Origin of the sequence: Micromonospora sp. A202 (assembly GCF_006715105.1) — a bacterium.
GTDB lineage: Bacteria > Actinomycetota > Actinomycetes > Mycobacteriales > Micromonosporaceae > Micromonospora > Micromonospora zamorensis.
Map to the genome: position 1 here is coordinate 2,271,325 of NZ_VFMP01000001.1, position 24,303 is coordinate 2,295,627.

Genomic DNA, 24,303 nt, shown 5'->3' on the forward strand with positions numbered 1-24,303 from the left:
AGGGCAATGATGGGCGACGTGGACGACAAGAGCCTGACCGAGAACAGTGCCGCCACCAACCGGACGAGCCTGTGGGGTGGCCGGTTCGCTGGCGGCCCCGCCGAGGCGCTCGCCCGACTGTCGGTGAGCGTGCAGTTCGACTGGCGCCTGGCCCCGTACGACATCGCTGGTTCCCGGGCGCACGCCCGGGTCCTGGCCGGCGCCGGCCTGCTCGACCCGGAGGAGCTGGGCCGCATGCTGGCCGCGTTGGACGACCTGGAGGCCGCCTGTGCCTCCGGGGCGTTCCGCCCCACCATCGAGGACGAGGACGTGCACACCGCGCTGGAGCGCGGCCTGCTGGAGCGCCTCGGCAGCCTCGGCGGCAAGCTGCGCGCCGGCCGGTCCCGCAACGACCAGGTCGCCACGGACCTGCGGCTCTACCTGCGGGACCACGCCCGGGGTGTGGCCAGCCGCCTCGTCGAGCTGGCCGAGGCGCTGGTCGAGCAGGCCGAGCGGCACATCGACACCGCAGCGCCCGGCATGACCCACCTCCAGCACGCCCAGCCGGTCACGTTCGGGCACTGGTTGCTCGCCCACGTGCAGCCGCTGCTGCGTGACCTGGAGCGTCTGCGTGACTGGGACCACCGGGCGGCGGTCAGCCCGCTCGGCGCGGGCGCGCTGGCGGGCTCCGGCCTGCCGCTGGACCCGGTGGCCGTGGCCAAGGAGCTGGGCTTCCGCACGTCGTTCGCCAACTCGATGGACGCGGTCGCCGACCGGGACTTCGTCGCCGAGTTCCTCTTCACCACAGCCATGATCGGGGTGCACCTGTCCCGGCTCGGCGAGGAGGTGGTGCTCTGGACGTCGCACGAGTTCGGCTGGGTCGAGCTGGACGACTCGTTCGCCACCGGCTCGTCGATCATGCCGCAGAAGAAGAACGCGGACATCGCGGAGCTGGCGCGCGGCAAGTCCGGGCGCCTCGTCGGTGGCCTGGTGACAGTGCTCACCATGCTCAAGGGTCTGCCGATGACCTACGACCGGGACATGCAGGAGGACAAGGAGCCGGCCTTCGACGCCGTCGACACCCTGGAGCTGCTGCTGCCGGCCCTGGCGGGAATGATCTCCACGATGACGGTCCGGGTGGACCGCCTCGTCGCCGCCGCCCCGGTCGGCTTCTCCCTCGCGACCGAGGTCGCCGACTGGCTGGTCCGGCGCAACGTGCCGTTCCGGGACGCGCACGAGATCACCGGCCGGCTGGTGGCGCTCTGCGCGGCCCGCGAGTGCGAGCTGAACGACGTCTCGGACGAGGACCTGGCCGCGATCAGCGAGCACCTCGACCCGTCGGTGCGCGACGTGCTCTCGGTCCGTTCGGCCCTCGCGGCCCGCACCACCCCCGGCTCCACCGGCCCCGGCCCGGTCGCCGACCAGCTCGCCGACGCGGCGGACCGGCTGGCCGGCTGGCGGGAGTGGGCCACCGAACGGGTCGTTCCGCGCTGACCTCGTCGCGGCGTCGGCGTGTTCCGCCGGCGCCGCGGCCGGTTCAGGCCGTCGGGCGCTCCCGCTTGGGGAGCTTGGCAACCACCATGTCGTACGACGCGTCGACCGCCTCGGTCAGCTCGTCGGCGTCGATCCCGCCGTTGAGCCGCAGCGTGTTCCACCCGGACCGACCGATGTAGGCCATCACCCGGGCGTCGTCGGGGTGCCGGTGCAGCCATTCGTCGGCGACCTCCCGGGTCGGCCCGCACTTGATACCGACCGTCGGCTCGCCGCCACCGTTGCCGAGGAACGCGAAGATCCGGCCGCCCACCTTCACCACCTCGTCGCCCTCCCACGGCTGGTCCAGCCACGCCCCCGGCTTGGCCAGGCAGTACGCCAGCATGTCCGCGCGCTCCATGGGTGCCTCCTCGTCGTGCGCACAGTCTGCCCGTCCGGCCGGCGTGCGGCATGCCAGTCGGCCGGGCGGGTCGCCACGCCGTCAGCGGGTCTGCTCGGCTGAGCGGGCGGCGACCCGCTCGTAGCGCTGCCGGGCCGCCTGTGCGCTGCCCAGCCCCAGCCCGTACGCGATGGCCTGCCAGGTCAGTCCCCGGTCGCGGGCCAGCGTCATCAGCCCGGCCTCCAGCGCGTCCAGCTCGGCGCGGACGTGCGGCAGCAGGGTCAGCGCGGCGGTCAGGTCGGCGGCGTCGACCGGCTCCTCCGTCGGCTCCCGCTCGGCCCCGCCGGCGGCCAGCGCGGTGACCAGGGCGACCGCCTCCCACGGGTCCAGCACGTACGGGTGTGCCCAGCGCGACCGCTGTGCGTCGGTGCCGGCGTGCCGGTCGCTGATCCGCTGGAGTGCCTCGTGGGTGCGGTGGGCGCGGGCGTGGGCCGGGTGCGGCGCGGTGAACGGGTCGTTCGTCGTCATGTCCCCAGCACACATCCTCAACATTCGGTTGTCAACAGAATGTTCAAACATTGTCGGTCGGGTTTGCCGATCTCCGTTGCCTGGAGTTTCCTGGAGAGGTGGACTACTCGTGGCTGCACGCTCCCGCCGGTCAGGTGCCTGAGATGGCGCAGACGCTCCTCGGATGGGAGATCACCGCCGGTGGTGTGCGGGTCAGGTTGACCGAGGTTGAGGCGTACGCGGGGACCGGGGAGGACCCGGCCTCCCATGCTCACCGGGGCCCCACTCCGCGCACCAAGGTCATGTTCGGTCCGGCTGGGTACGCGTACACGTACTTCGTCTTCGGCGTCCACTGGTGTCTGAATATTGTGTGCGCACCCGAGGGGGAGGCCTCCGCGGTCCTGCTGCGAGCGGGTGAGGTCGTCGATGGTGTCGACATTGCCCGAAAGCGCCGGGGGGAGAATGTGCCCGATCGTGACCTGGCTCGCGGGCCAGCGCGGCTGGTGGTTGCGCTCGGGGTCACCGCGTCGGCCAACGGCACGTCCATGCTCGACGGTGAGGGGCCGCTGCTGTTGACGCCGCCGGCCCGTCCGGTCCCGAGATCGGCCATTTCCGCTGGTCCGCGAGTCGGAGTGGCCGCCGCGCACGACGTGCCGTGGCGCTTCTGGATCACCGGCGACGCCACCGTGAGCAGCTACCGGCGGCACACTCCCCGCCGACGAGCTGCAAATGCGGTCGAGGATTAGACCGGGGTTACTCCATCAGGTGCAGGAACTCCGCTGGCGTTAACCCTGCCTGACGGAGGATCGAAGCCAGGGTCCCGCGCTTTATGGTGGCGTGCTGGGGTACCACCACCACATTTCCGGCAGAGTTCCGATAGACCGCGTGACTCCCCTTGGTACGTACATGATCGAACCCAGCCTTGGCGAGACCGGCCAGCACTTTGCGAAGCGGAAGATCTGCCAGTGCTGGGCTCATGCGGCTCTTCCCACCTGGAAGGACGTCACCAGGGGTGTGGCTTCGATGGCCGGCTGGGAAGCCTCCTCGAGGTACGCCTCGACTGCCTCCCGCAGATTGCTCAGAGCAGCGTCGAGCGTTTCGCCCTGACTGGCCACGTCCAGTTCCAGGCACCGCGCGACGTACCAGTCCTCTTCCTCGTGCACCGCTGCGGTGAACGTCCGAACCATCGAGGCCTCCTTGAGCAGGCGAGATCAGTCATTCTACGAGTTCGTTGCGTTCCAAAGAGGGAGGGCGAAGTCCTCGTTCCACGAGTGGACCAGGCGTAACGCGTTGCGCTGCTGACGGGCGTGTGTCCCACGAACGTGTCGGGGGGTGTGGCCATAATCACCGCACCTGCTCACCGACGGTTCGGAGGACGTCATGGCAACACTGCTCGCGATCGGCACGGCCAAGGGATTGTTTCTCGCCACCAGCACCGACGACCGGCGCAGTTGGGAGATCACCGGCCCACACTTCCCGATGACCGGTGTCTATTCGGTCGCGGTCGACACCCGTCGCTCCATCCCGCGCCTGCTCGCCGGGGTGACCAGCTCGCACTTCGGGCCCAGCGTCGCCACCAGCGACGACCTCGGCGCCTCCTGGGACGAGCCCGACGAGGCGCCGGTCGCGTTCCCGGCCGACACCGGCGTCTCCCTCGGGCGGGTCTGGCAGCTGATGCCGGCCGGTCCCGACCAGCCGGATGTGGTCTGGGCCGGCACCGAGCCGTCCGCGCTGTTCCGGTCCACCGATGGTGGCCGCAGCTTCGAGCTGGTCCGCTCCCTCTGGGACCACCCGCACCGCCCCCAGTGGGAGGCCGGCTTCGGCGGGCAGGCCGTGCACACCGTGCTGCCCCATCCGCGTGACCCGGCCCGGCTGCTGGTCGCGATGTCCACCGGCGGGGTCTACCGCTCGGAGGACGCCGGGGCGAGCTGGGCCCCGGGCAACACCGGCATCCGTGCCTACTTCATGCCCGACGAGTGGCCGGAGTTCGGCCAGTGCGTGCACAAGGTCGCCCGGGACGCCGGCAACCCCGAGCGGCTCTACGCGCAGAACCACCATGGTGTCTACCGCTCCGACGACGACGGCCGCACCTGGTCCTCGATCGCCGACGGGCTGCCCAGCGACTTCGGCTTCCCGATGGTGGCCCACCCGGGGCGGGGCGGCATGGTGTGGACCTTCCCGTTGGTGGCCGACAGCGAGCGGTTCCCCACCGACCACCGCTGCCGGGTGTTCCGTTCCGCAGACGCGGGCGGCAAGTGGGAGCCGCTGTCGGTGGGGCTGCCCGAGGGGCCGTTCTATCCGGCGGTGCTGCGCGACGCGATGTGCGCCGACGAGGCCACCCCGGGTGGGGTCTACTTCGGCACCCGCTCCGGCGAGGTCTACGCCAGCCGCGACGAGGGTGACTCCTGGTCCCTGGTGGCCGCGCACCTGCCCGACGTGCTCTGCGTTCGCGCCGCGGCGGTCTGAGATGGTCACCGTGCTGCTGCCCGGCCCGCTGCGCGGCGAGGCCGGTGGTGCCAGTCGACTGAGCGTCACCGCCGCCGGGACGCTGCGGGCGGTCCTCGACGAGGTGGCCGCCCATCATCCGCGGCTGTCCCGGCGCATCCGTGACGAGCGCGGCGAGCTGCGCCGTTACGTCAACGTTTTCGTCGACGGTGAGGATTGCCGGCACTCCGGCGGTCTGGCCACCCCGGTCGGCGACGAGGCCGAGGTGCAGGTGTTGCCGTCGGTGGCGGGCGGCTGAGGTCGCGGGCGGCTGAGGTCGCGGGCGGTCGATGCCCGCGAGACCTGACCACCAGCAGGCCGCCGCCAGCGACGTCACGGCCGGGTTGAGCCCAGCGGCGAAGCCCAGTTCGGTCCCGTCTGTCCGCTGTTGGAGGTGACCCGCGCCACCCCGAGACGTGCCGCCTTCGGAATAGTTGCGTCGTCAAATAAGTTGAGAGCTGCGTCCGGGCACCACGAATGACCCGGTTCTACACGCAGGGAGCTGGTCATGCAGTTCGGAGTCTTCACCGTCGGTGACGTCACGGTCGACCCGACCACCGGTCGGGAGCCGACCGAGCATGAGCGGATCAAGGCGATGGTCGCCATCGCGCTCAAGGCCGAAGAGGTCGGCCTGGACGTCTTCGCCACGGGCGAGCACCACAACCCGCCGTTCGTGCCCTCCTCGCCGACCACCATGCTCGGCTACATCGCGGCGCGCACCGAGCGGCTGCTGCTGTCCACCGCGACCACGCTGATCACCACCAACGACCCGGTGAAGATCGCCGAGGACTACGCGATGCTCCAGCACCTCTCCGGCGGCCGGGTGGACCTGATGATGGGCCGCGGCAACACCGGCCCGGTCTACCCGTGGTTCGGCAAGGACATCCGCGCCGGCATCCCGCTCGCGATCGAGAACTACGACCTGCTGCACCGGCTCTGGCGCGAGGACGTGGTCGACTGGAAGGGCAAGTACCGCACCCCCCTGCAGTCGTTCACCTCGACGCCGCGTCCGCTCGACGGCGTGCCCCCGTTCGTCTGGCACGGCTCGATCCGCAGCCCGGAGATCGCCGAGCAGGCCGCGTACTACGGCGACGGTTTCTTCGCCAACCACATCTTCTGGCCCAAGGAGCACACCCAGCGGATGATCGCGCTCTACCGCCAGCGGTACGCGCACTACGGCCACGGCTCCGCCGACCAGGCCATCGTCGGTCTCGGTGGGCAGGTGTTCATGCGGCGCAACTCGCAGGACGCGGTCCGGGAGTTCCGTCCGTACTTCGACAACGCCCCGGTCTACGGGCACGGGCCGTCGCTGGAGGAGTTCACCCGAGAGACCCCGCTGACCGTGGGCAGCCCGCAGCAGGTCATCGACCGCACGCTCTGCTTCCGGGAGTACGTCGGCGACTACCAGCGGCAGCTCTTCCTGATGGACCACGCCGGGCTGCCCCTGAAGACCGTGCTGGAGCAGCTCGACCTGCTCGGCGAGGAGGTGGTGCCGGTGCTGCGTAAGGAGTTCGCGGCGCTGCGTCCGGCGCACGTGCCGGAGGCTCCCACCCACGCCGCGATGGTCGCCGCCGCCGGTGGCGCCAAGGACAGCACCGTGCACGCCGTCGACGACGTGACGGGCAAGGCGCCGGAGGGGGCGACCCGATGACCCGCCGCACCCTGGCCGTGGTCTCGGCGGGGCTGAGTCAGCCCTCGTCGACCCGGCTGCTCGCCGACCAGCTCGCCGCGGCCACCCGCGACGAGTTGGTCCGGCGCGGCTCCGAGGTGGAGCTGCACGTTGTCGACCTGCGGGAGTACGCCCACGACGTGGTGAACAACATGCTCACCGGGTTCCCGCCGGCGGCGCTGCGCGAGGTCATCGACGCGGTCACCGGGGCCGACGGGCTCATCGCCGTCACCCCGATCTTCAGCGCCTCCTACAACGGGCTGTTCAAGTCCTTCTTCGACGTGTTGGATTCGGGTTCGCTGGTCGACCGGCCGGTGCTGATCGGGGCGACCGGCGGCACCGCCCGGCACTCGCTGGCACTGGAGCACGCCGTCCGCCCGATGTTCGCCTACCTCCGGTCGGTGGTGGTCCCGACCGCCGTCTTCGCCGCACCGGAAGACTGGTCGGACGGCACCGCCGACGGCGCGTTGTGCGGCCGGATCCGGCGTGCCGCCGGGGAGTTGGCCGACCAGATCGAGCGTCGACCGCCGGCCAGCGGCCCCGCCGACCCGTTCGCCCTCACCACCGACTTTCTACAGATGCTCGGTCGATCCGACGACACACCGGTCAGCTGACCGGGTAGGGGTGGGCGACCAGCACCGGGCAGTGCGCGTGCTGGATCGCCGCCTGACTGACCGAGCCGAGCAGCAGCCCGGCGAATCCGGCCCGGCCCCGGGTGCCCACGACCAGCAGCGACGCCGTGCCGCTGGCCTCGACGAGCCCCTGGGCCGCGCCGGCCGCGCGGACCGGATGCTCCCGCACCACCAGGTCGGGATGCTCGGCGCGAACGGCGGCGGAGGCGTCGGAGAGCAGCCGTACCGTGTCGGCCTGGTGCGCGGCCTGTGACTCCTCGATCTCCTCCGGCACCGTCCGCTCCTCGTCCGCAGGGCCGACGTGCACCAGCACCAGCGGCACGTCCCGCAGGGTTGCCTCGTCGGCGGCGTAGCCCGCGGCGAGCCGGGACGACTCGGACCCGTCGACGCCGACGAGCACCGGACCGTCCACCGGGATCGGTTGTTCGTCCGGGCGGACCACCAGCACCGGGCAGTGCGCGTGCGCGGCCACCTGCGTGCCGACCGAGCCGAGGAGTAGCCCGGCGAACCCGCCCAGCCCTCGGCTGCCCACCACTACCAACTCGGCCTGGCGGGACTCCTCGATCAGAGTGATGCCCGGGCCACCGGCGACCTGGCGCACCTCGACGGCCAGGCCGGGGCACCGGTCGGTCAGCTCGGCCGCCGTGCGCTCCAACATCTTCTGCGCCTCCTCGGAGGGCACCGGCACCCCGAGGTCGTACGGGTTGAGCGGCACGCCGTAGCCGAACGGGTGCAGGTAGCCGTGCACCAGGCGCAGCGTCCGGGATCGGAGCAGGGCGGCGCGGGCGGCGTGCTCCGCGGCGACGAGGCTGGACGGCGATCCGTCCACGCCCACCACGACAGGTCGGTTCATCAGCACTCCCTGGGTCGGTCAGCCCATTGTCGGCGGTGCGCAGCCGTCACGGCGCCGAACGCGCCGGCACCGGCCGACCGAACGCGCCGGCCGGGCGGTTGACGTGAGACCGGACGTGGGTCCGCGCCGGCCGAGGGGGAGTGGCCGGCGCGGACGGTACGAGGGGTCAGTCCTTGCGATCCTCGCGGCGGTGCCGAACGACGACCACCGGGCTGTGCGAGTGGTGCAGCACCGTGTGGCTCACCGAGCCGAGCAGCATGCCGGCCAGCGCGCCACGGCCGCGTGCACCGACCACGGTGAGCTGCGCCGTGGCCGACTCCTCCACCAGCATCCGCGCCGGTGCGCCGTACGCCACTCGGCGCCGCACCGGCACGTCGGGGTAGCGCTCGGACCAACCGGCGATCGCCTCGGCGAGCACCCGCTCCTCCTCGGCGATGAGCGCTTCCACGTCGTTCGCTATCGGCAGGAGGTCGCTCGGCGCCGCCGGGATGATCCAAGCGTGCACCGCCACCAGATCGGTGCCGCGCAACGAGGCTTCCTCGAAGGCGAACCCCAACGCCTGGGCGGACAGGTCCGAGCCGTCGACCCCGACCAGGACCGGCCCGTCGGCGCGGGCCTCACCCTTGACGACCAGCACCGGGCAGTCGGCGCGGGCGGAGACCTGCACCGCCACCGAGCCGATCAGCAGCCCGCCGAAGCCGCCCAGGCCCCGGCTGCCGAGCACCAGCAGCGCCGCGTCCCGGGCCTCGACCAGCAGCATCGGCGTGGGCGCGCCCTCGACGATCGCGCCGGTGACGGCGAGCTCCGGTGCGACCTTGCCGGCCTCGGTCACCGCCTCGGCGACCACCTGCTCCGCCTGGTGCCGGAACCCGGCGTTGACGGGAGCGCCCGGCGCCGGCTCCAACGACACGCCGTAGAGCGACCAGATGAACGCGTGCACCACCCGCAGCGGGCGGCCCCGCGTCGCGGCCTCCCGGGCGGCGACACGCACCGCCTCCAGCGCCGATGTCGAGCCGTCCACAGCCACCACCACGGGGGCACCGGATCTGTTGGTCATCACGTCCTCCTTAGTTCCGTCTTCATCCTCCTGCGGTGCGGGCCGGACGGTCAGGGGCGGACGGTAAGGGGCCGGGGGCCATTGGTCCCGTCGACCCGGTCGCTCGGCGGTGTCGGACGGCGACGGGTCAGCCGCAGCACCAACCCGGGCAGAGCGCTCACCACCGCGCAGGCCAGCAGCACGGTCGGTGCCAGGGGGTCGGTGCCGAGCAGGTCCCGCAGCGGGGCGAACAGCACCCCGCCGACCTGCAACAGTGCCGACACCGCGACCGCGACGAGGAGGCCGGGGTTGCCGTGGCGCGCGCCCGCTGGCCGGGGTGCCCGGACGGCCAGTGCCACGCCGAGCTGGGCCAGCCCGAGCACCACGAAGACCACCGACTGCCAGGGCAGGTCCCGGTCGGCGGCGACCACACCGGCGCCCAGCACCACGGCGGCGATCAGCGCGCCGGTGACCAGGACGTCCCGACCGAGCCCTGCGCCGAGCACCGACTCCTGTGGCGAGCGCGGCGAGCGCCGCAGGGTGCCGGGTTCCGCCGGCTCGGCGCCGAGCGCCACCCCGGGCACCCCGTGGGTCAGCAGGTTGATCCAGAGGATCTGGGCGGGCAACAGCGGTACGGCCAACCCGAACAGCGGGCCGATGAGCATCACCATGATCTCCGCCACGCCACCGGAGAGGGCGTAGCGCAGGAACCGGCGAATGTTGTCGTAGATGCGGCGGCCCTCACCGATGGCGGCGGCCACTGTGGACAGGTCGTCGTCGACGAGGACCAGGTCGGCGGCCTGCCGGGCGACCTCGGTGCCGCCACCCATCGCCACCCCGATGTCGGCGCGGCGCAGCGCCGGCGCGTCGTTGACTCCGTCGCCGGTCATCGCGACCACGTGACCGCGGGCCTGCAGGTCCGCGATGATGTCGAGCTTCTGTTCCGGTTGGGTCCGGGCGAAGACCCGGGTGTCCGGGTGCGCCGTCGAGTCGTCGTCGCCGCGGGCGAGAGGATCACCGTCGTGCCACAGGCCGAGCTGGGAGCCGATCGCGGCGGCGGTGGCCGGGTGGTCGCCGGTGATCAGCAGCAGCCGTACCCCGGCGGCGTCGAGGCTCTCGGCGATCTCGGGCGCGCCGGCGCGCAGCGGGTCACCGACGGCGACCAACCCGAGCGGGCGCAGACCGGTCGGCGCGGCCGGGTCCGGCGACGTGTCCGCCAGGGCGGCGGCGACGGCGAGCACCCGCAGGCCCTCCCCGGCGAGCCGGTGGGCGGTGCGGGTCAACGCGGCGATCTCGTCGTCGGTGGCGTCGAGCAGGGACGTGGTGAGGACACTCTCCGGGGCACCTTTGCAGACCACGAGATAGCGCTGGTCGCAGGAGCGGTGCACCGTGACCATCCGCCGTTGGGCCTGGTCGAACGGGTGCTCGGCGACCCGTGGCCAGGCCGCGCGGGTGTCCTGCGGGTCGAGGCCGCACCGGGCCGCGAAGGCCACGAGCGCCGCTTCGAGAGGATCGCCCACGGCGCCCCAGTCGCGTCGTTCGTCGTCCGGGGGTGACAAGGCGGCGTCGTTGCAGAGCAGCCCGGCCCGCGCCAGCCGGCGGAGTTCCTCCGGTACGGCCACCGGCGCGCCATCCTGGTGCACGGCGCCGTGCGGGGCGTACCCACTGCCGGTGACCTCGTACCGCTCCCCGTCGGTGGTGGCGACCTGCTGCACCGCCATGCGCCCCTCTGTGAGGGTGCCCGTCTTGTCGGAGGCGATCACGGTCACCGAGCCGAGTGTCTCCACCGCGTGCAGCCGGCGCGGGATGGCGTGCGCGGCGGCCATCCGGCGCGCGCCCAGCGCCAGCGCCAGGGTCACCACCGCCGGCAGCGACTCGGGTACCGCCGCGACGACCAGGCTCACCGCCGTGATGGCCATGTCGACCACCGGTCGACCGCTGAACAACCCGATCGCGAAGACCAGCCCCGACAGGACGACCGCGACCAACCCGAGCGTGCGGCCCAGGGCGGAGAGCCGGCGTTGCAGGGGAGTGGCGCCGGGCCGCGTGCCCGCCACCAGGGCGCTGATCCGGCCCAACGCGCTCGCCGGCCCCGTCCGGAGCACGGTGCCGTCCGCGCGTCCGGTGGTGACCACCGTCCCGGCCAGCGCCTCCTGACCGACGGTCCGCCCCACCGGTACCGACTCACCACTCAACGCGGATTCATCCAGTTGCAGCCGGTTCGCCTCGACCAGCAGCAGGTCGGCCGGGACGATGTCGCCGGCCTCGATCCGGACGAGGTCACCGTGGACGAGGTCGGCGGCGGGGACGGCCAGGTCCCGGCCGTCACGGACCACCCGGGCGGTGGGGGCGGCGAGCTGGCCCAGCGCCGCGATGGCGCGATCCGCGCGGATCTCCTGCACCACCCCGATGATCGTGTTCACCAGCACGACCAGGACGATCACCGCGGTGTCCGGGTAGTCGCCGAGCACCGTGGTCACCACCGCGGCGGCCAGCAGCAGGGCCACCAGCGGGTCGGTGAGCTGGTGCAGCACCCGTACGGCCGCGTGCCGGCGCGGCGGCGGTGCCACCGCGTTGGGTCCGTTCGCCCGCAATCGGGCGGCGGCCTCTGCCGCGTCGAGCCCGACCGCGACGGGCACATCGATCGTGCCCTCCAGCGTCCGGCCCGGACCGCCCGTCTTCGCCACCAGTGACCTCCCCGTCCCGCGCGGCGCGTCACCGGCACGCCGTCCGTCTCACCATCCCGCTGAGTGATCACCCAGGGCAGAGGCGTTGCGCCCGATGGGCTCGGGACCAAAGACCCGCCGGGCCTCCCGGGTCCCCGGCTTGTACGGGAATACGTTTGTACGTACTATCAACCTATGACCGCCACCATGGAGTCGCGGCTCGCCGCGCTGGAGACCCAGGTCGCCGCGTTGAACGAGCGCCTGGCGGCGGCGCCACCAGCGCCACCCGTATCCGAGGGCACCTTCTGGGCACTCGACGGCCTCAAGCAGCGCCTGCCGCCCGAGGGCACCGGCGCGGTCCTCTACACCGGCACCGTCCGCGTCGCCGGGCAGCACTACGACTGGCAGTACGGCCGCACCGTCGACGACGTGCTCGCCGCCGACTGGACGGAGCTGGCCAGCACGCTCTCCGCATTGGCCCACCCGGTGCGGCTGCGGCTGCTGCGCGAGATCCTCGACGGCCGGCAGAGCACCAGCGAGCTCGCCGAGATCGAGGAGCTGGGCACCACCGGCCAACTCCACCACCACCTGCGCCAGATCACCGCCGCCGGCTGGCTGAGCAGCACCGGCCGGGGTCGGTGGGCCGTCCCCGCCGAACGCGTGGTGCCGCTGCTGACCATCCTCACCGCCGCCGGCCGATGACCCACGCCCGCAGCACCGACCGCCCGCACGACGAGCAGCAGGGAGAAGCACCATGCGCCGGACGACAGTGATCACCATCGTCGTCGCGCTGATCGCCGGCCTCGCCGGAATCGCACTCATGCCCCGGGTGGCCCGCCTCGGCGCGCAGACCACCGGCGACGCTGACCTGGCCGGCGCCGCACGCGCGGCCGTACGCGACCCGTCGGGACACCGCGGGCTCGCCGTCGCACTGGTCGAGAACGGCCGGATCCGCACGGCCGGCCTGGGTGACCGGGACCGGACCGGCCAGCCCGTCGAGCCCGGCACCTCGTTCGAGATCGGCTCGGTCACCAAGGCGCTCACCGGCATGCTCCTCGCCGACCAGGCCGCCGCCGGGGTCGTCCGCCCCGACGACCCTCTCGGCGCCACCTGGCCCACGGTCACCGGCCCCGCCCGCGACGTGACGCTCGCCGAGTTGGCCAGCCACCGCGCCGGTCTGCCCCGGCTCGCCCCCGACGGCATCCTGGGCTGGGCCCGCATCCTCTGGTCCAACGTGTCCGGCGGCAACCCGTACGCCGGGCAGGACACCGACGCCGTCCGCAGCGCCGCCGACCGGGTCACCCCCGACGACGACGATCGCGGCGAGGTCCACTACTCCAACCTCGGGCCGTCCGTGCTCGGCCACGCGCTGGCAGCGAGGGCCGGCGTCGCGTACGCCGATCTGCTGCGGGCGCGGCTGCTCCAACCGCTCGGGATGGACGCCACAGTGATCGCCACCCACGCCGACGACCTGCCGGCCGGCCGCGCGCACGGCGGCCGGGCCTCCGGCCGGCCCCTCGACACCTGGTCGGGAGTGGGGTACGCACCGGCCGGCGTCGGCCCCTGGTCCACCGCCGGGGACCTGGGCCGGCTGGCCGCCGCGACCCTCGCCGGCACCGCGCCCGGCGCCGACGCCACCACCGCCCGCTTCCGGGAGGACGAGAACAACCACATCGGGTACGGCTGGTTCACCACCCGGCACGGCGACCACGAGGTGGTCTGGCACAACGGCGCGACCGGCGGGTTCCGGTCCTACATCGGCCTCGAACGGGCCACCGGCAGGGCGGTGGTGGTGCTCGGCAACACCGACAGGGGCGTCGAGCCGATCGGGCTGCGACTGCTCGGCGTACCGGAGAAGGAGGCGGGGGAGGCGGCACCGGTGGCTCCCGTCTGGATCGGCGCCGGTCTCGCTCTGGCGTTCACCTTCCTCGGCGGCCTGTCCCTGCTCGGCACCGCCCGCCGCCGCGAACTGGACCGGGTGACAGTGGTGGCCGCGGTGGTGTGGGCGTTCGCCTATCTCGGGTTGGCGCACCGGATGGGCGACTGGTCGGTGGTGCCGGTCTGGCTCTGGCCGCTCGGGGCCGGTCTGTCCGCGGCGGGAGCAACACTGGCCGTGACCCGGTGGTCCGCCCTGCCGGTGGTCGACGCGCGGGTGCCGTGGCGTCGCCTGCTGTCGGTGGCCAGTTCCCTGCTCGCCGCCGTGCTGGCGGTCGCCGCCGTGAGCGACTGAGCGAGCCGCGCGGGCCCGCCGTTGCGTACCCTCGGCCGATGACTTCTGATCTGCGGCTGCGCCCGGTCCTGGAGGACGACCTCGTCGAGTTCTTCCTGTTCCAGCAGGACCCGGAGGCCAACCGGATGGCCGCCTTCGTCGCCGAGGACCCGTCCGACCGTCGGGAGTTCGCCCGGCACTGGGCGCGGGTGCTCACCAACCCGGCGAACCGGGTCCGGACCGTCGAGGTCGACGGCGAGGTGGTCGGCTACGTGAGCGCCTTCCCGGTCGACGACCAGACCGAGGTCAGCTACTGGATCGACAGGGAACGCTGGGGCCGGGGCCACGCCACGGCGGCCCTGGCCGCCCTGCTGCGCGAGCTGCCCCGCCCGGTGCACGCCCGCGCCGCCAAGGACAACGCTGCGTCCCTCGCGGTGCTGCGCAAGTGCGGGTTCGTGGTGGTCGGCGAGGACTCGGGGTACGCCAACGGCCGCGGCGAAGACGTCGAGGAGTGGCTGCTGGAGCTGCCCGCCGATACTTCTGACCTGGGTGGGCACTAGTCTCGCGGCGTGAACTGGTTGGATCTCGTCGGCTGGGCCGGCTCTGCGGTGCTGGTCTGGTCGCTGCTGCAGTCGCGCATCCTGCGGCTGCGCGCGCTCAACCTCGTCGGCTGCCTCGTGCTGATCGGCTACAACGCCGCGATCGAGGTCTGGCCCATGGTCGGGCTCAACATCGTGCTTACGGTGATCAACCTCTGGTACCTGCGGGGAATGCTCGCCACCCGGCACGACGAGAAGACCTACCAGGTGGTCGAGGTCGGCGTCGGCGACCAGTTCCTCGCCCACACGCTGCGGGTGCACGCCGCTGACATCGCCCGCTTCAACCCCGACTTCCGGTGGGATGCGGACACCTCGGGACGATCCGCCTTCCTGGTGGTCACCGCCGACGAGGTGGTCGGCGTCGTGCTGTCCCACGCCGAGGCGCGCGGCGTCGCCCAGATCGACCTGGACTACGTGACCCCCAAGTTCCGCGACTTCACCCCGGGCGAGTTCGTCTACCGGCGCAGCCACCTGTTCACCGAACGAGGCTTCCGCCAGGTGGTCAGCCCGCCCCGGATGGTCGCGCCGTATTACCACCGGCTCGGCTTCCGCCCGGAGGGCGACTCGTACGTCCTCGATCTGCCTACCACCCCGGCGGCCGATCCCGCGTAGCGTCACCCGCGACCTATCGGCGTAGCCTCGCCGGCGCAGGATTCAGCGGGCACCGGATGGGGCAATCACACGCCTACGCCGGGCGGGCTCGCCGACCGGCGGGCGCCGCGCGTACCGGCCGGCGCCACCACCACGAGGGAGCGAACCGGGCGTGCAGAGCTACGGGAGCCAACTGGCCCTGGTCGGAATCCTGGTCGTGATCAACGCGCTCTTCGCGGGCAGCGAGATGGCGTTGGTGTCACTGCGGGACAGCCAGATCCAGCGGTTGGAACGGACCAGTCGCGGGGGCCGGGTGCTGGCCCGCCTCGCCAAGGACCCGAACCGCTTCCTGGCCACCATCCAGATCGGCATCACCCTCGCCGGCTTCCTCGCCTCCGCCGCCGCGGCGGTCTCGCTGGCCAAGCCTCTCGTGCCGCTGCTCGGAATCTTCGGCGGCGCCGCCGAGACGATGGCGATCGTGGTGGTCACCCTCGCGCTGACGTTCGTCACCCTCGTCTTCGGCGAGCTGGCGCCCAAGCGGATCGCCATGCAGGCCGCCGAGCGGTGGGCGCTGCTGGTGGCCCGCCCACTCGACCTGCTCGCGACATTCACCCGCCCGGCCGTCTGGGCGCTCGGCGCCACCAGCGACGTGGTGGTCCGCCTGGTCGGGCTCAACCCCAAGCACCAGCCGGAGGAGATCGGCCCGGACGAGCTGCGGGACATCGTCGCCGGCAACCACGGCTTCACCAAGGAACAACGCACCATCATCGCCGGCGCGGTGGAGATCGCCGACCGACGGTTGCGGGCTGTCCTCGTACCCCGGTTGCAGGTCTTCACGCTCGACAGCGGGACCACCGCGGAGGCCGCGCGGCTCGTGCTGGCCGCCACCGGGCACTCCCGCGCGCCGGTCGTGCGACACGGCGGCTTGGACGACACGGCCGGCGTGATCCACCTGCGCGACCTGGTGGGGGTGCCCGACGACCGCCCGGTCGACGAGATCGCCCGCCCTCCGATGCTGCTGCCCGACTCGTTGCCCGTCGTGGAGGCGCTGCGCCAGTTCAAGGCAGAGCGCCAACACATCGCACTCGTCGTGGACGAGCGCGGCGCGGTCGACGGCATCGTCACGCTGGAGGACATCCTGGAGGAGATCGTCGGTGAGATCTACGACGAGACCGACAGGGACGTGCGCTCGGTCCGCCGCGACCCCGACGGCGCGCTGCTGCTGCCCGGCACCTTCCCGGTGCACGACCTTCCGGACATCGGCGTCGAGCTGCCGTCGCGCCCGGAAGGCGACTACACCACCGTCGCCGGGCTGGTGCTGGCCCGACTCGGGCACATCCCCACCGTCGCCGGCGAGGACGTCACCCTGGACGGCTGGGTGCTGATGGTGGCCGGCATCGACCACCGGGCGATCACCGAGGTACGGGTCAGCCGGGTGCCCGACGACTCCGACTCCGACTCCGACGCCGACCTGACCTCGGAGCCGGTGCTGGACGAGGCCCGCAGCTGAACCGTCCGGGTGCCGCCGCTCAGTCGCGCGAGAGGTTCTGGAGGCGGACCTGACCGCGGGCGACCAGCCGCTCGTCGGCGTCGGTGATCTCCACCTGCCACAGCTGCTGGCTGCGGCCCCGGTGCACCGGCGTGCCGACCGCGGTCAGCTCCCCGTCCCGGACGGCCCGCAGGAAGTCGGTCTGGTTCGACACGCCGACCACAGTGCCCCGGTCACCCAGCCAGAGGGAACCACCCACGCTGGCCGCGGTCTCCACGACCGAGCAGTACACCCCACCGTGCTGAATGCCGAACGGCTGGTGCAGCTCCGGTCGGACCCGCCAGCTGATGACCACCCGGTCAGCGGACGCCTCTTCGAACTTCAGGCCGAGCAGGGCGACGAAACCACCCGTCAGATCCGGCATCTCCACGGCAGAACCCCTCCTCGATCAACGGGGCGCAAGCCTAACCGGGGCTGGTTACGGGAAACCCGGTACGGGTCGGTGCCGGCGATGGGGGAGAATCGGTGACCGTGACCGACAGCAGCCCCCCGCCGTCCCGGCGGGACTCCCTGACCGACGACCTGCTCTGGCGTGGCCTCATCCAGGACTCGACCGGCCTCGACGAGCTGCGCGAGCTGCTCGACGGCGGGACGGCCACCACCTATTACGTGGGTTTCGACCCCACCGCGCAGAGCCTGCACGTCGGCTCGCTCATGCAGGTCACCACGGCCCGCAGGCTGCAACTCGCGGGGCACCGCCCGTTGCTGCTGGTGGGCGGCGCGACCGGGCAGATCGGTGACCCCAAGGAGAGCGCCGAACGGACGCTCAACCCGCCCGAGGTGATCGCCGGCTGGGTCGAGCGGATCCGTGAGCAGCTCGCGCCCTTCGTGTCGTACACGGGGGACAACGCCGCGCAACTGGTCAACAACCTGGACTGGACCGGCGAGATGTCGGTGGTCGAGTTCCTGCGCGACGTGGGCAAGCACTTCCCGGTCAACAAGATGCTCGCCCGGGAGGTGGTGCGGGCGCGGCTGGAGACCGGCATCAGCTTCACCGAGTTCAGCTACCAGCTGCTGCAGGCCAACGACTTCTACGAGCTGCACCGGCGGCACGGCTGCCAGCTTCAGTTCGGCGGGTCCGACCAGTGGGGCAACATCACCGCCGGCGTCGACTACGTACGTCGACGTGGCGCGGGGCCGGTGCAGGCGTTCACCACGCCGCTGGTCACCAAGGCCGACGGCACGAAGTTCGGCAAGACCGAGGGCGGCGCCGTCTGGCTCGACCCGACATTGACCAGCCCGTACGCGTTCTACCAGTTCTGGCTCAACGTCGATGACCGCGAGGTCGACCGCTACCTGCGCTTCTTCAGCTTCCGTACGCGCGAGGAGCTGGAGGAGTTGGCGAAGGCGACGGCCGAGCGGCCGGCGGCCCGCCTGGCACAGCGGGCGCTCGCCGAGGAGCTGACCACCCTGGTGCACGGCGCCGACGAGACCCGACAGGCGATCGCCGCCAGTCAGGCCCTCTTCGGCCGCGGGTCGCTGGATGACCTGGCCCCGGAGACGCTGCGCGCGGCGTTGACCGAGGCCGGCCTGGTGCGTCTCTCCGGCGAACTGCCGGATGTGGCGGGGTTGTTGCGGGACTCCGGGCTCGTCAGTGGCCTGAAGGAGGCCCGTCGGGTGATCGCCGAGGGCGGCGCCTACGTCAACAACAACCGGGTGACCGAGGTGGACGCCGGGGTGTCGGCGACCGACCTGCTGCACGGGCGATACCTGGTGCTGCGCCGTGGCAAGCGCTCGTTCGCGGGCGTTGAGCTGGGCGAATAGTCGACTGTCGACGGTGTGACGGGGGACGCGTCCGGCGGATTTGACGATCATCCCGCCGGACGCGTAACTTTCTCTCTGCCAGCGCGGAACGGACGAAACAGGCGAAAGCCTGAGACGGTCGGAGCGCGGGAATGACCGCCGGGTCGGAGGGGTTGTACCTCTCGGAACCGGTACCGGGTGGTGCCCCCGAGTTCGCCGCGAGGCGGATTTGGCGCGGCGAAACCGACCGGGTATGGTTACCAACCGGCAGGGCACCGGGCAAGCTTGCGGGAGACCGCAGCGGCCGGCCTGCCAAATCCGTGACGAGAGCGGCGCAAGCCGGTCGGGACATGGTGCCCGCATTACCGGGTGAAGCACGACGAACCGCGAAACACCGGTTTGACACGGCGGAAACCAGCGGGTAACGTAGTAAAAGTGCCTGGCGCTGGAAAGCGCTAAGGGACACGAACGAAAAGCCCCGGTTGGGGGTTCCACTGAGGTGGGGCTTCTGGTCGGTGTGTGGTTGTTCTTTGAGAACTCAACAGGGTGCTTGTAAAGCCAGTGCCAATTATGATTTATACCCCGGACTGGTCAGTTTTTTCTGGCTGGTTGGGATTCCTTTGGCAACATTTGTTTGTTGTCAGGATGCTGTTCAACTAATTTTTTGTTGGAGAGTTTGATCCTGGCTCAGGACGAACGCTGGCGGCGTGCTTAACACATGCAAGTCGAGCGGAAAGGCCCTTCGGGGTACTCGAGCGGCGAACGGGTGAGTAACACGTGAGCAACCTGCCCCAAGCTTTGGGATAACCCTCGGAAACGGGGGCTAATACCGAATAGGACTTCCGGCCGCATGGCTGGGGGTGGAAAGTTTTTCGGCTTGGGATGGGCTCGCGGCCTATCAGCTTGTTGGTGGGGTGATGGCCTACCAAGGCGACGACGGGTAGCCGGCCTGAGAGGGCGACCGGCCACACTGGGACTGAGACACGGCCCAGACTCCTACGGGAGGCAGCAGTGGGGAATATTGCACAATGGGCGGAAGCCTGATGCAGCGACGCCGCGTGAGGGATGACGGCCTTCGGGTTGTAAACCTCTTTCAGCAGGGACGAAGCGAGAGTGACGGTACCTGCAGAAGAAGCACCGGCCAACTACGTGCCAGCAGCCGCGGTAAGACGTAGGGTGCGAGCGTTGTCCGGATTTATTGGGCGTAAAGAGCTCGTAGGCGGCTTGTCGCGTCGACCGTGAAAACTTGGGGCTCAACCCCAAGCCTGCGGTCGATACGGGCAGGCTAGAGTTCGGTAGGGGAGACTGGAATTCCTGGTGTAGCGGTGAAATGCGCAGATATCAGGAGGAACACCGGTGGCGAAGGCGGGTCTCTGGGCCGATACTGACGCTGAGGAGCGAAAGCGTGGGGAGCGAACAGGATTAGATACCCTGGTAGTCCACGCTGTAAACGTTGGGCGCTAGGTGTGGGGGACCTCTCCGGTTTCCTGTGCCGCAGCTAACGCATTAAGCGCCCCGCCTGGGGAGTACGGCCGCAAGGCTAAAACTCAAAGGAATTGACGGGGGCCCGCACAAGCGGCGGAGCATGCGGATTAATTCGATGCAACGCGAAGAACCTTACCTGGGTTTGACATGGCCGCAAAACTCACAGAGATGTGAGGTCCTTCGGGGGCGGTCACAGGTGGTGCATGGCTGTCGTCAGCTCGTGTCGTGAGATGTTGGGTTAAGTCCCGCAACGAGCGCAACCCTCGTTCGATGTTGCCAGCGCGTTATGGCGGGGACTCATCGAAGACTGCCGGGGTCAACTCGGAGGAAGGTGGGGATGACGTCAAGTCATCATGCCCCTTATGTCCAGGGCTTCACGCATGCTACAATGGCCGGTACAATGGGCTGCGATACCGCGAGGTGGAGCGAATCCCAAAAAGCCGGTCTCAGTTCGGATCGGGGTCTGCAACTCGACCCCGTGAAGTCGGAGTCGCTAGTAATCGCAGATCAGCAACGCTGCGGTGAATACGTTCCCGGGCCTTGTACACACCGCCCGTCACGTCACGAAAGTCGGCAACACCCGAAGCCGGTGGCCCAACCCCTTGTGGGAGGGAGCCGTCGAAGGTGGGGCTGGCGATTGGGACGAAGTCGTAACAAGGTAGCCGTACCGGAAGGTGCGGCTGGATCACCTCCTTTCTAAGGAGCACCTTCACCTGAAAGGGTGCAAGGAGCCCGCGGCCCACGGATGTTGGGTCGGGGTGCTCAGATGGCGGAGACACTGGCAAGTTTTTCCTCGGCAACGGCCGGGTTCCTTCTAGTACAGCTGCTTTCGGGTGGTGGGAACGAAGTCCCTGGTGCGGCTGAGAAGAAATGTGAGCACCCTGTTGGGTCCTGAAGGAACAACCATGTGGTTGTTGTTTCAGAGACTTGGCCAGCCCTCCGGTGTGGGGGCTGGGAGTCTGCCAGGCATGGCCTGGCCCCACATACCGCTGGTCGTTGGACTGGGTTTGGTGTGGGGCGGATCGGGTTGTGGGTTGGTCGTTTGTTGAGAATTGCACAGTGGACGCGAGCATCTTTGTGGTCAAGTTGTCAAGGGCGAACGGTGAATGCCTTGGCACCAGGAGCCGATGAAGGACGTGGGAGGCCGCGATAGGCCTGGGGGAGCTGTCAACCAAGCTGTGATCCCAGGGTGTCCGAATGGGGAAACCTGGCACCAGTCATGTGGTGTCACCCACACCTGAACACATAGGGTGTGTGGAGGGAACGCGGGGAAGTGAAACATCTCAGTACCCGTAGGAAGAGAAAACAATTTAGTGATTCCGTGAGTAGTGGCGAGCGAAAGCGGATCGAGGCTAAACCGGCTGCGTGTGATACCTGTCAGGGGTTGCGTGGTCGGGGTTGTGGGACCCTGCTGAACAAGCTGACACTTGTTCGAGAAGTTACAAAGTTAGTGGCTAGTCGAACAGTCTGGAATGGCTGACCGTAGACGGTGAAAGTCCGGTAGGTGAAAGTTGCTGACCTTCTGTGGGTGTTCCCGAGTAGCGGCGGACCCCTGAAATCTGCCGTGAATCTGCCAGGACCACCTGGTAAGCCTAAATACTTCCTGGTGACCGATAGCGGACAAGTACCGTGAGGGAATGGTGAAAAGTACCCCGGGAGGGGAGTGAAATAGTACCTGAAACCGTTCGCCTACAATCCGTCGGAGCCTTGCGGGGTGACGGCGTGCCTTTTGAAGAATGAGCCTGCGAGTTAGTGGCATGTGGCGAGGTTAACCCGTGTGGGGGAGCCGTAGCGAAAGCGAGTCTGAATAGGGCGATTCAGTCGCGTGTCCTAGACCCGAAGCGGAGTGATCTAGCCATGGGCAGGCTGAAGCGCGGGTAAGACCGCGTGGAGGGCCGAACCCACCAATGTTGAAAAATTGGGGGATGACCTGTGGTTAGGGGTGAAAGGCCAATCAAACTCCGTGATAGCTGGTTCTCCCCGAAATGCATTTAGGTGCAGCGTCGCGTGTTTCTTGCCGGAGGTAGAGCACTGGATGGTCTAGGGGGCCCACAAGCTTACCGAAATCAGCCAAACTCCGAATGCCGGTAAGTGAGAGCGCGGCAGTGAGACTGCGGGGGATAAGCTTCGTAGTCGAGAGGGAAACAGCCCAGATCACCAGCTAAGGCCCCTAAGCGTGTGCTAAGTGGAAAAGGATGTGGGGTCGCATAGACAACCAGGAGGTTGGCTTAGAAGCAGCCACCCTTTAAAGAGTGCGTAATAGCTCACTGGTCAAGTGGTTCCGCGCCGACAATGTAGCGGGGCTCAAGCACACCGCCGAAGCTGTGGCATTCACATTTTAACCTCGCTTGGACTTGATTCCTTGTGCAGGTGTGTGGATGGGTAGGGGAGCGTCGTGCCGCGAGTGAAGCAGCGGGGTGACCCAGTTGTGGACGCGGCACGAGTGAGAATGCAGGCATGAGTAGCGAAAGAAGGGTGAGAAACCCTTCCGCCGGATGACCAAGGGTTCCAGGGCCAGGCTAATCCGCCCTGGGTGAGTCGGGACCTAAGGCGAGGCCGAGAGGCGTAGTCGATGGACAACGGGTTGATATTCCCGTACCCGCGAAAGAGCGTCCCTGATGAACCTCGTTGTGCTAACCACCTGAACTGACTGATGTCTTCGGACGGATGTTGGGGAGGCTGGGAACCTGATGGGTAGTAGTCAAGCGATGGGGTGACGCAGGAAGGTAGCTGAGCCCGGCCGGTGGTTGTGCCGGGGTAAGCGTGTAGGCCGTGTTGTAGGCAAATCCGCAACACATTTAAGGCTGAGACGTGATGCCGAGCCGATTCAGGTGAAGTCAGTGATCCTATGCTGCCGAGAAAAGCCTCTAGCGAGTTCTTAGCGGCCCGTACCCCAAACCGACACAGGTGGTCAGGTAGAGAATACCGAGGCGATCGGGCGAACTGTGGTTAAGGAACTCGGCAAATTGCCCCCGTAACTTAGGGAGAAGGGGGGCCGGAGACGTGAAGCCCCGCGCGGGTGGAGCGTTGTATGGCCGCAGAGAGCAGGGGGAAGCGACTGTTTACTAAAAACACAGGTCCATGCGAAGAAGTAATTCGATGTATATGGACTGACGCCTGCCCGGTGCTGGAACGTTAAGGGGACCTGTTAGCTCTTCGGGGCGAAGCGGAGAACTTAAGCGCCAGTAAACGGCGGTGGTAACTATAACCATCCTAAGGTAGCGAAATTCCTTGTCGGGTAAGTTCCGACCTGCACGAATGGCGTAACGACTTCCCCACTGTCTCAACCACAGGCCCGGCGAAATTGCAGTACGAGTAAAGATGCTCGTTACGCGCGGCAGGACGGAAAGACCCCGGGACCTTTACTATAGCTTGACATTGGTACTCGAATTAGTTTGTGTAGGATAGGTGGGAGCCGGTGAAGTCCATACGCCAGTATGGGTGGAGGCAATCTTGAAATACCACTCTGGTTGATTTGGGTATCTAACTTCGGACCGTTATCCGGTTCAGGGACAGTGTCTGGTGGGTAGTTTAACTGGGGCGGTTGCCTCCTAAAAGGTAACGGAGGCGCCCAAAGGTTCCCTCAGCCTGGTTGGCAATCAGGTGTTGAGTGCAAGTACACAAGGGAGCTTGACTGTGAGACTGACAGGTCGAGCAGGGACGAAAGTCGGGACTAGTGATCCGGCACTTGCGAGTGGAAGCGGTGTCGCTCAACGGATAAAAGGTACCCCGGGGATAACAGGCTGATCTTCCCCAAGAGTCCATATCGACGGGATGGTTTGGCACCTCGATGTCGGCTCGTCGCATCCTGGGGCTGTAGCAGGTCCCAAGGGTTGGGCTGTTCGCCCATTAAAGCGGTACGCGAGCTGGGTTTAGAACGTCGTGAGACAGTTCGGTCCCTATCCGCCGTGCGCGTAGGATACTTGAGAAGGGCTGTCCCTAGTACGAGAGGACCGGGACGGACGAACCTCTGGTGTGCCAGTTGTCCTGCCAAGGGCACGGCTGGTTAGCTACGTTCGGAAGGGATAACCGCTGAAAGCATCTAAGCGGGAAGCCTGCTTCAAGATGAGGTATCCCACCCCACTTTGTGGGGGTAAGGCCCCCAGCTAGACGACTGGGTTGATAGGCCGGAAATGTAAGCCCGGTAACGGGTTCAGTTGACCGGTACTAATAGGCCGAGGACTTGACTACTAAGCTGCTACGCGTCCACTGTGCAACTCTCGATAAACGAACAACAGACCACACGTTTGGTGTTGGTGTTGTTTGACATGTCGATAGAGTTACGGCGGTCATGGCGGAGGGGAAACGCCCGGTTACATTCCGAACCCGGAAGCTAAGCCCTCCAGCGCCGATGGTACTGCACTCGTGAGGGTGTGGGAGAGTAGGACGCCGCCGGACAATCTTCCAGTCGAGGGCCGCCCCATCCGGGTC

The 24,303-nt window shown here is 68.8% G+C and carries 20 protein-coding genes and 3 rRNA genes; 15 read left to right on the forward strand and 8 right to left on the reverse strand.

Annotated features, from left to right (window positions below; genetic code table 11):
- The first annotated feature begins 9 nt into the window (after positions 1-9).
- Positions 10-1,473 (forward strand): argininosuccinate lyase, encoded by a 1,464-nt coding sequence (gene argH, locus FBZ33_RS10455; protein WP_088951635.1) that lies wholly within the window; start codon positions 10-12, stop codon positions 1,471-1,473.
- Between the two features lie 43 nt (positions 1,474-1,516).
- Here argH and FBZ33_RS10460 read toward each other — a convergent pair whose 3' ends face one another.
- Together FBZ33_RS10460 and FBZ33_RS10465 are read right to left on the reverse strand one after the other, a co-directional pair.
- Entirely contained in the window at positions 1,517-1,870 is a 354-nt protein-coding gene (locus FBZ33_RS10460) for an MmcQ/YjbR family DNA-binding protein (RefSeq protein WP_099852299.1), read from the reverse strand.
- Positions 1,871-1,951: 81 nt separating this feature from the next.
- Positions 1,952-2,377: a DNA-binding protein gene (locus FBZ33_RS10465; RefSeq protein ID WP_141908870.1), complete on the reverse strand. Its 426-nt coding sequence runs from the start codon at positions 2,375-2,377 to the stop codon at positions 1,952-1,954.
- 143 nt (positions 2,378-2,520) lie between these two features.
- On the opposite strand from FBZ33_RS10465, the gene FBZ33_RS10470 reads away from it, so the two are divergent.
- Positions 2,521-3,102 carry a DNA-3-methyladenine glycosylase gene (locus tag FBZ33_RS10470; protein WP_185755266.1) on the forward strand — a complete coding sequence of 194 codons (582 nt, stop codon included), beginning with the start codon at positions 2,521-2,523 and terminating at the stop codon, positions 3,100-3,102.
- A gap of 7 nt (positions 3,103-3,109) precedes the next feature.
- Here FBZ33_RS10470 and FBZ33_RS10475 read toward each other — a convergent pair whose 3' ends face one another.
- Together FBZ33_RS10475 and FBZ33_RS10480 are read right to left on the reverse strand one after the other, a co-directional pair.
- The gene (locus FBZ33_RS10475) at positions 3,110-3,334 is read right to left on the reverse strand and encodes a type II toxin-antitoxin system HicA family toxin (protein ID WP_141908872.1); all 225 of its coding nucleotides are present in this window, start codon (positions 3,332-3,334) and stop codon (positions 3,110-3,112) included.
- Positions 3,331-3,543 carry a type II toxin-antitoxin system HicB family antitoxin gene (locus tag FBZ33_RS10480; protein WP_141908873.1) on the reverse strand — a complete coding sequence of 71 codons (213 nt, stop codon included), beginning with the start codon at positions 3,541-3,543 and terminating at the stop codon, positions 3,331-3,333. Before FBZ33_RS10480 ends, FBZ33_RS10475 begins: the two co-directional genes overlap by 4 nt.
- Positions 3,544-3,736: 193 nt before the next feature.
- Between FBZ33_RS10480 and FBZ33_RS10485 the strand changes: the two genes are divergently transcribed.
- The 4 genes from FBZ33_RS10485 to FBZ33_RS10500 all read left to right on the forward strand — a co-directional run bounded on the left by FBZ33_RS10485 (position 3,737) and on the right by FBZ33_RS10500 (position 7,123).
- On the forward strand, positions 3,737-4,822 hold the full coding sequence (locus tag FBZ33_RS10485) for an exo-alpha-sialidase (protein WP_141908874.1): 1,086 nt from the start codon (positions 3,737-3,739) through the stop codon (positions 4,820-4,822).
- Position 4,823: 1 nt separating this feature from the next.
- Complete coding sequence (locus FBZ33_RS10490; RefSeq protein ID WP_088947505.1) at positions 4,824-5,099, forward strand: ubiquitin-like small modifier protein 1; 276 nt, start codon at positions 4,824-4,826, stop codon at positions 5,097-5,099.
- Between the two features lie 249 nt (positions 5,100-5,348).
- The gene (locus FBZ33_RS10495; RefSeq protein ID WP_141908875.1) at positions 5,349-6,491 is read left to right on the forward strand and encodes an LLM class flavin-dependent oxidoreductase; all 1,143 of its coding nucleotides are present in this window, start codon (positions 5,349-5,351) and stop codon (positions 6,489-6,491) included.
- Positions 6,488-7,123 carry an FMN reductase gene (locus FBZ33_RS10500; protein WP_141908876.1) on the forward strand — a complete coding sequence of 212 codons (636 nt, stop codon included), beginning with the start codon at positions 6,488-6,490 and terminating at the stop codon, positions 7,121-7,123. The genes FBZ33_RS10495 and FBZ33_RS10500 overlap by 4 nt, the downstream gene beginning before the upstream one ends.
- Here FBZ33_RS10500 and FBZ33_RS10505 read toward each other — a convergent pair.
- The 3 genes from FBZ33_RS10505 to FBZ33_RS10515 all read right to left on the reverse strand — a co-directional run bounded on the left by FBZ33_RS10505 (position 7,116) and on the right by FBZ33_RS10515 (position 11,717).
- Positions 7,116-8,000, reverse strand: coding sequence for a universal stress protein (locus FBZ33_RS10505; RefSeq protein ID WP_141908877.1), 885 nt, complete (start codon positions 7,998-8,000; stop codon positions 7,116-7,118). The genes FBZ33_RS10500 and FBZ33_RS10505 overlap by 8 nt on opposite strands.
- Positions 8,001-8,160: 160 nt before the next feature.
- On the reverse strand, positions 8,161-9,051 hold the full coding sequence (locus FBZ33_RS10510; protein WP_141908878.1) for a universal stress protein: 891 nt from the start codon (positions 9,049-9,051) through the stop codon (positions 8,161-8,163).
- A 50-nt stretch (positions 9,052-9,101) separates the two neighbouring features.
- Positions 9,102-11,717: a cation-transporting P-type ATPase gene (locus FBZ33_RS10515; protein ID WP_255508789.1), complete on the reverse strand. Its 2,616-nt coding sequence runs from the start codon at positions 11,715-11,717 to the stop codon at positions 9,102-9,104.
- Between the two features lie 174 nt (positions 11,718-11,891).
- Between FBZ33_RS10515 and FBZ33_RS10520 the strand changes: the two genes are divergently transcribed.
- From FBZ33_RS10520 to FBZ33_RS10540, 5 genes are all read left to right on the forward strand, one after another.
- The gene (locus FBZ33_RS10520) at positions 11,892-12,398 is read left to right on the forward strand and encodes a helix-turn-helix transcriptional regulator (RefSeq protein ID WP_255508791.1); all 507 of its coding nucleotides are present in this window, start codon (positions 11,892-11,894) and stop codon (positions 12,396-12,398) included.
- 52 nt (positions 12,399-12,450) lie between these two features.
- Positions 12,451-13,926 (forward strand): serine hydrolase, encoded by a 1,476-nt coding sequence (locus FBZ33_RS10525; protein WP_141908880.1) that lies wholly within the window; start codon positions 12,451-12,453, stop codon positions 13,924-13,926.
- Positions 13,927-13,964: 38 nt separating this feature from the next.
- Positions 13,965-14,465, forward strand: coding sequence for a GNAT family N-acetyltransferase (locus tag FBZ33_RS10530; protein WP_141908881.1), 501 nt, complete (start codon positions 13,965-13,967; stop codon positions 14,463-14,465).
- Between the two features lie 9 nt (positions 14,466-14,474).
- The gene (locus FBZ33_RS10535; RefSeq protein ID WP_141908882.1) at positions 14,475-15,116 is read left to right on the forward strand and encodes a YgjV family protein; all 642 of its coding nucleotides are present in this window, start codon (positions 14,475-14,477) and stop codon (positions 15,114-15,116) included.
- Positions 15,117-15,267: 151 nt separating this feature from the next.
- Entirely contained in the window at positions 15,268-16,605 is a 1,338-nt protein-coding gene (locus tag FBZ33_RS10540) for a hemolysin family protein (RefSeq protein WP_141908883.1), read from the forward strand.
- A 19-nt stretch (positions 16,606-16,624) separates the two neighbouring features.
- Here FBZ33_RS10540 and FBZ33_RS10545 read toward each other — a convergent pair whose 3' ends face one another.
- The gene (locus FBZ33_RS10545; protein ID WP_185755482.1) at positions 16,625-17,008 is read right to left on the reverse strand and encodes a PaaI family thioesterase; all 384 of its coding nucleotides are present in this window, start codon (positions 17,006-17,008) and stop codon (positions 16,625-16,627) included.
- Between the two features lie 107 nt (positions 17,009-17,115).
- On the opposite strand from FBZ33_RS10545, the gene tyrS reads away from it, so the two are divergent.
- From tyrS to rrf, 4 genes are all read left to right on the forward strand, one after another.
- Positions 17,116-18,408 carry a tyrosine--tRNA ligase gene (tyrS, locus tag FBZ33_RS10550; RefSeq protein ID WP_141912563.1) on the forward strand — a complete coding sequence of 431 codons (1,293 nt, stop codon included), beginning with the start codon at positions 17,116-17,118 and terminating at the stop codon, positions 18,406-18,408.
- A 643-nt stretch (positions 18,409-19,051) separates the two neighbouring features.
- Positions 19,052-20,568: ribosomal RNA gene (locus tag FBZ33_RS10560) — 16S ribosomal RNA — on the forward strand.
- 383 nt (positions 20,569-20,951) lie between these two features.
- A 23S ribosomal RNA gene (locus FBZ33_RS10565) occupies positions 20,952-24,063 on the forward strand.
- A 90-nt stretch (positions 24,064-24,153) separates the two neighbouring features.
- Positions 24,154-24,270, forward strand: a 5S ribosomal RNA gene (gene rrf / locus FBZ33_RS10570).
- The 16S, 23S and 5S rRNA genes sit together here, the layout of an rRNA operon.
- The last annotated feature ends 33 nt before the right edge of the window (positions 24,271-24,303 follow it).

Coding starts and splice junctions, on each gene's coding strand:
- FBZ33_RS10520 (WP_255508791.1), top strand. CDS start 11,892: ATGACCGCCACCATGGAGTCGCGGCTCGCCGCGCTGGAGACCCAGGTC.
- FBZ33_RS10460 (WP_099852299.1), bottom strand. CDS start 1,870: ATGGAGCGCGCGGACATGCTGGCGTACTGCCTGGCCAAGCCGGGGGCG.
- FBZ33_RS10510 (WP_141908878.1), bottom strand. CDS start 9,051: ATGACCAACAGATCCGGTGCCCCCGTGGTGGTGGCTGTGGACGGCTCG.
- FBZ33_RS10525 (WP_141908880.1), top strand. CDS start 12,451: ATGCGCCGGACGACAGTGATCACCATCGTCGTCGCGCTGATCGCCGGC.
- FBZ33_RS10495 (WP_141908875.1), top strand. CDS start 5,349: ATGCAGTTCGGAGTCTTCACCGTCGGTGACGTCACGGTCGACCCGACC.
- FBZ33_RS10480 (WP_141908873.1), bottom strand. CDS start 3,543: ATGGTTCGGACGTTCACCGCAGCGGTGCACGAGGAAGAGGACTGGTAC.
- FBZ33_RS10465 (WP_141908870.1), bottom strand. CDS start 2,377: ATGACGACGAACGACCCGTTCACCGCGCCGCACCCGGCCCACGCCCGC.
- FBZ33_RS10475 (WP_141908872.1), bottom strand. CDS start 3,334: ATGAGCCCAGCACTGGCAGATCTTCCGCTTCGCAAAGTGCTGGCCGGT.
- FBZ33_RS10490 (WP_088947505.1), top strand. CDS start 4,824: ATGGTCACCGTGCTGCTGCCCGGCCCGCTGCGCGGCGAGGCCGGTGGT.
- FBZ33_RS10470 (WP_185755266.1), top strand. CDS start 2,521: ATGGCGCAGACGCTCCTCGGATGGGAGATCACCGCCGGTGGTGTGCGG.
- FBZ33_RS10500 (WP_141908876.1), top strand. CDS start 6,488: ATGACCCGCCGCACCCTGGCCGTGGTCTCGGCGGGGCTGAGTCAGCCC.
- argH (WP_088951635.1), top strand. CDS start 10: ATGGGCGACGTGGACGACAAGAGCCTGACCGAGAACAGTGCCGCCACC.
- FBZ33_RS10485 (WP_141908874.1), top strand. CDS start 3,737: ATGGCAACACTGCTCGCGATCGGCACGGCCAAGGGATTGTTTCTCGCC.
- FBZ33_RS10530 (WP_141908881.1), top strand. CDS start 13,965: ATGACTTCTGATCTGCGGCTGCGCCCGGTCCTGGAGGACGACCTCGTC.
- FBZ33_RS10545 (WP_185755482.1), bottom strand. CDS start 17,008: ATGCCGGATCTGACGGGTGGTTTCGTCGCCCTGCTCGGCCTGAAGTTC.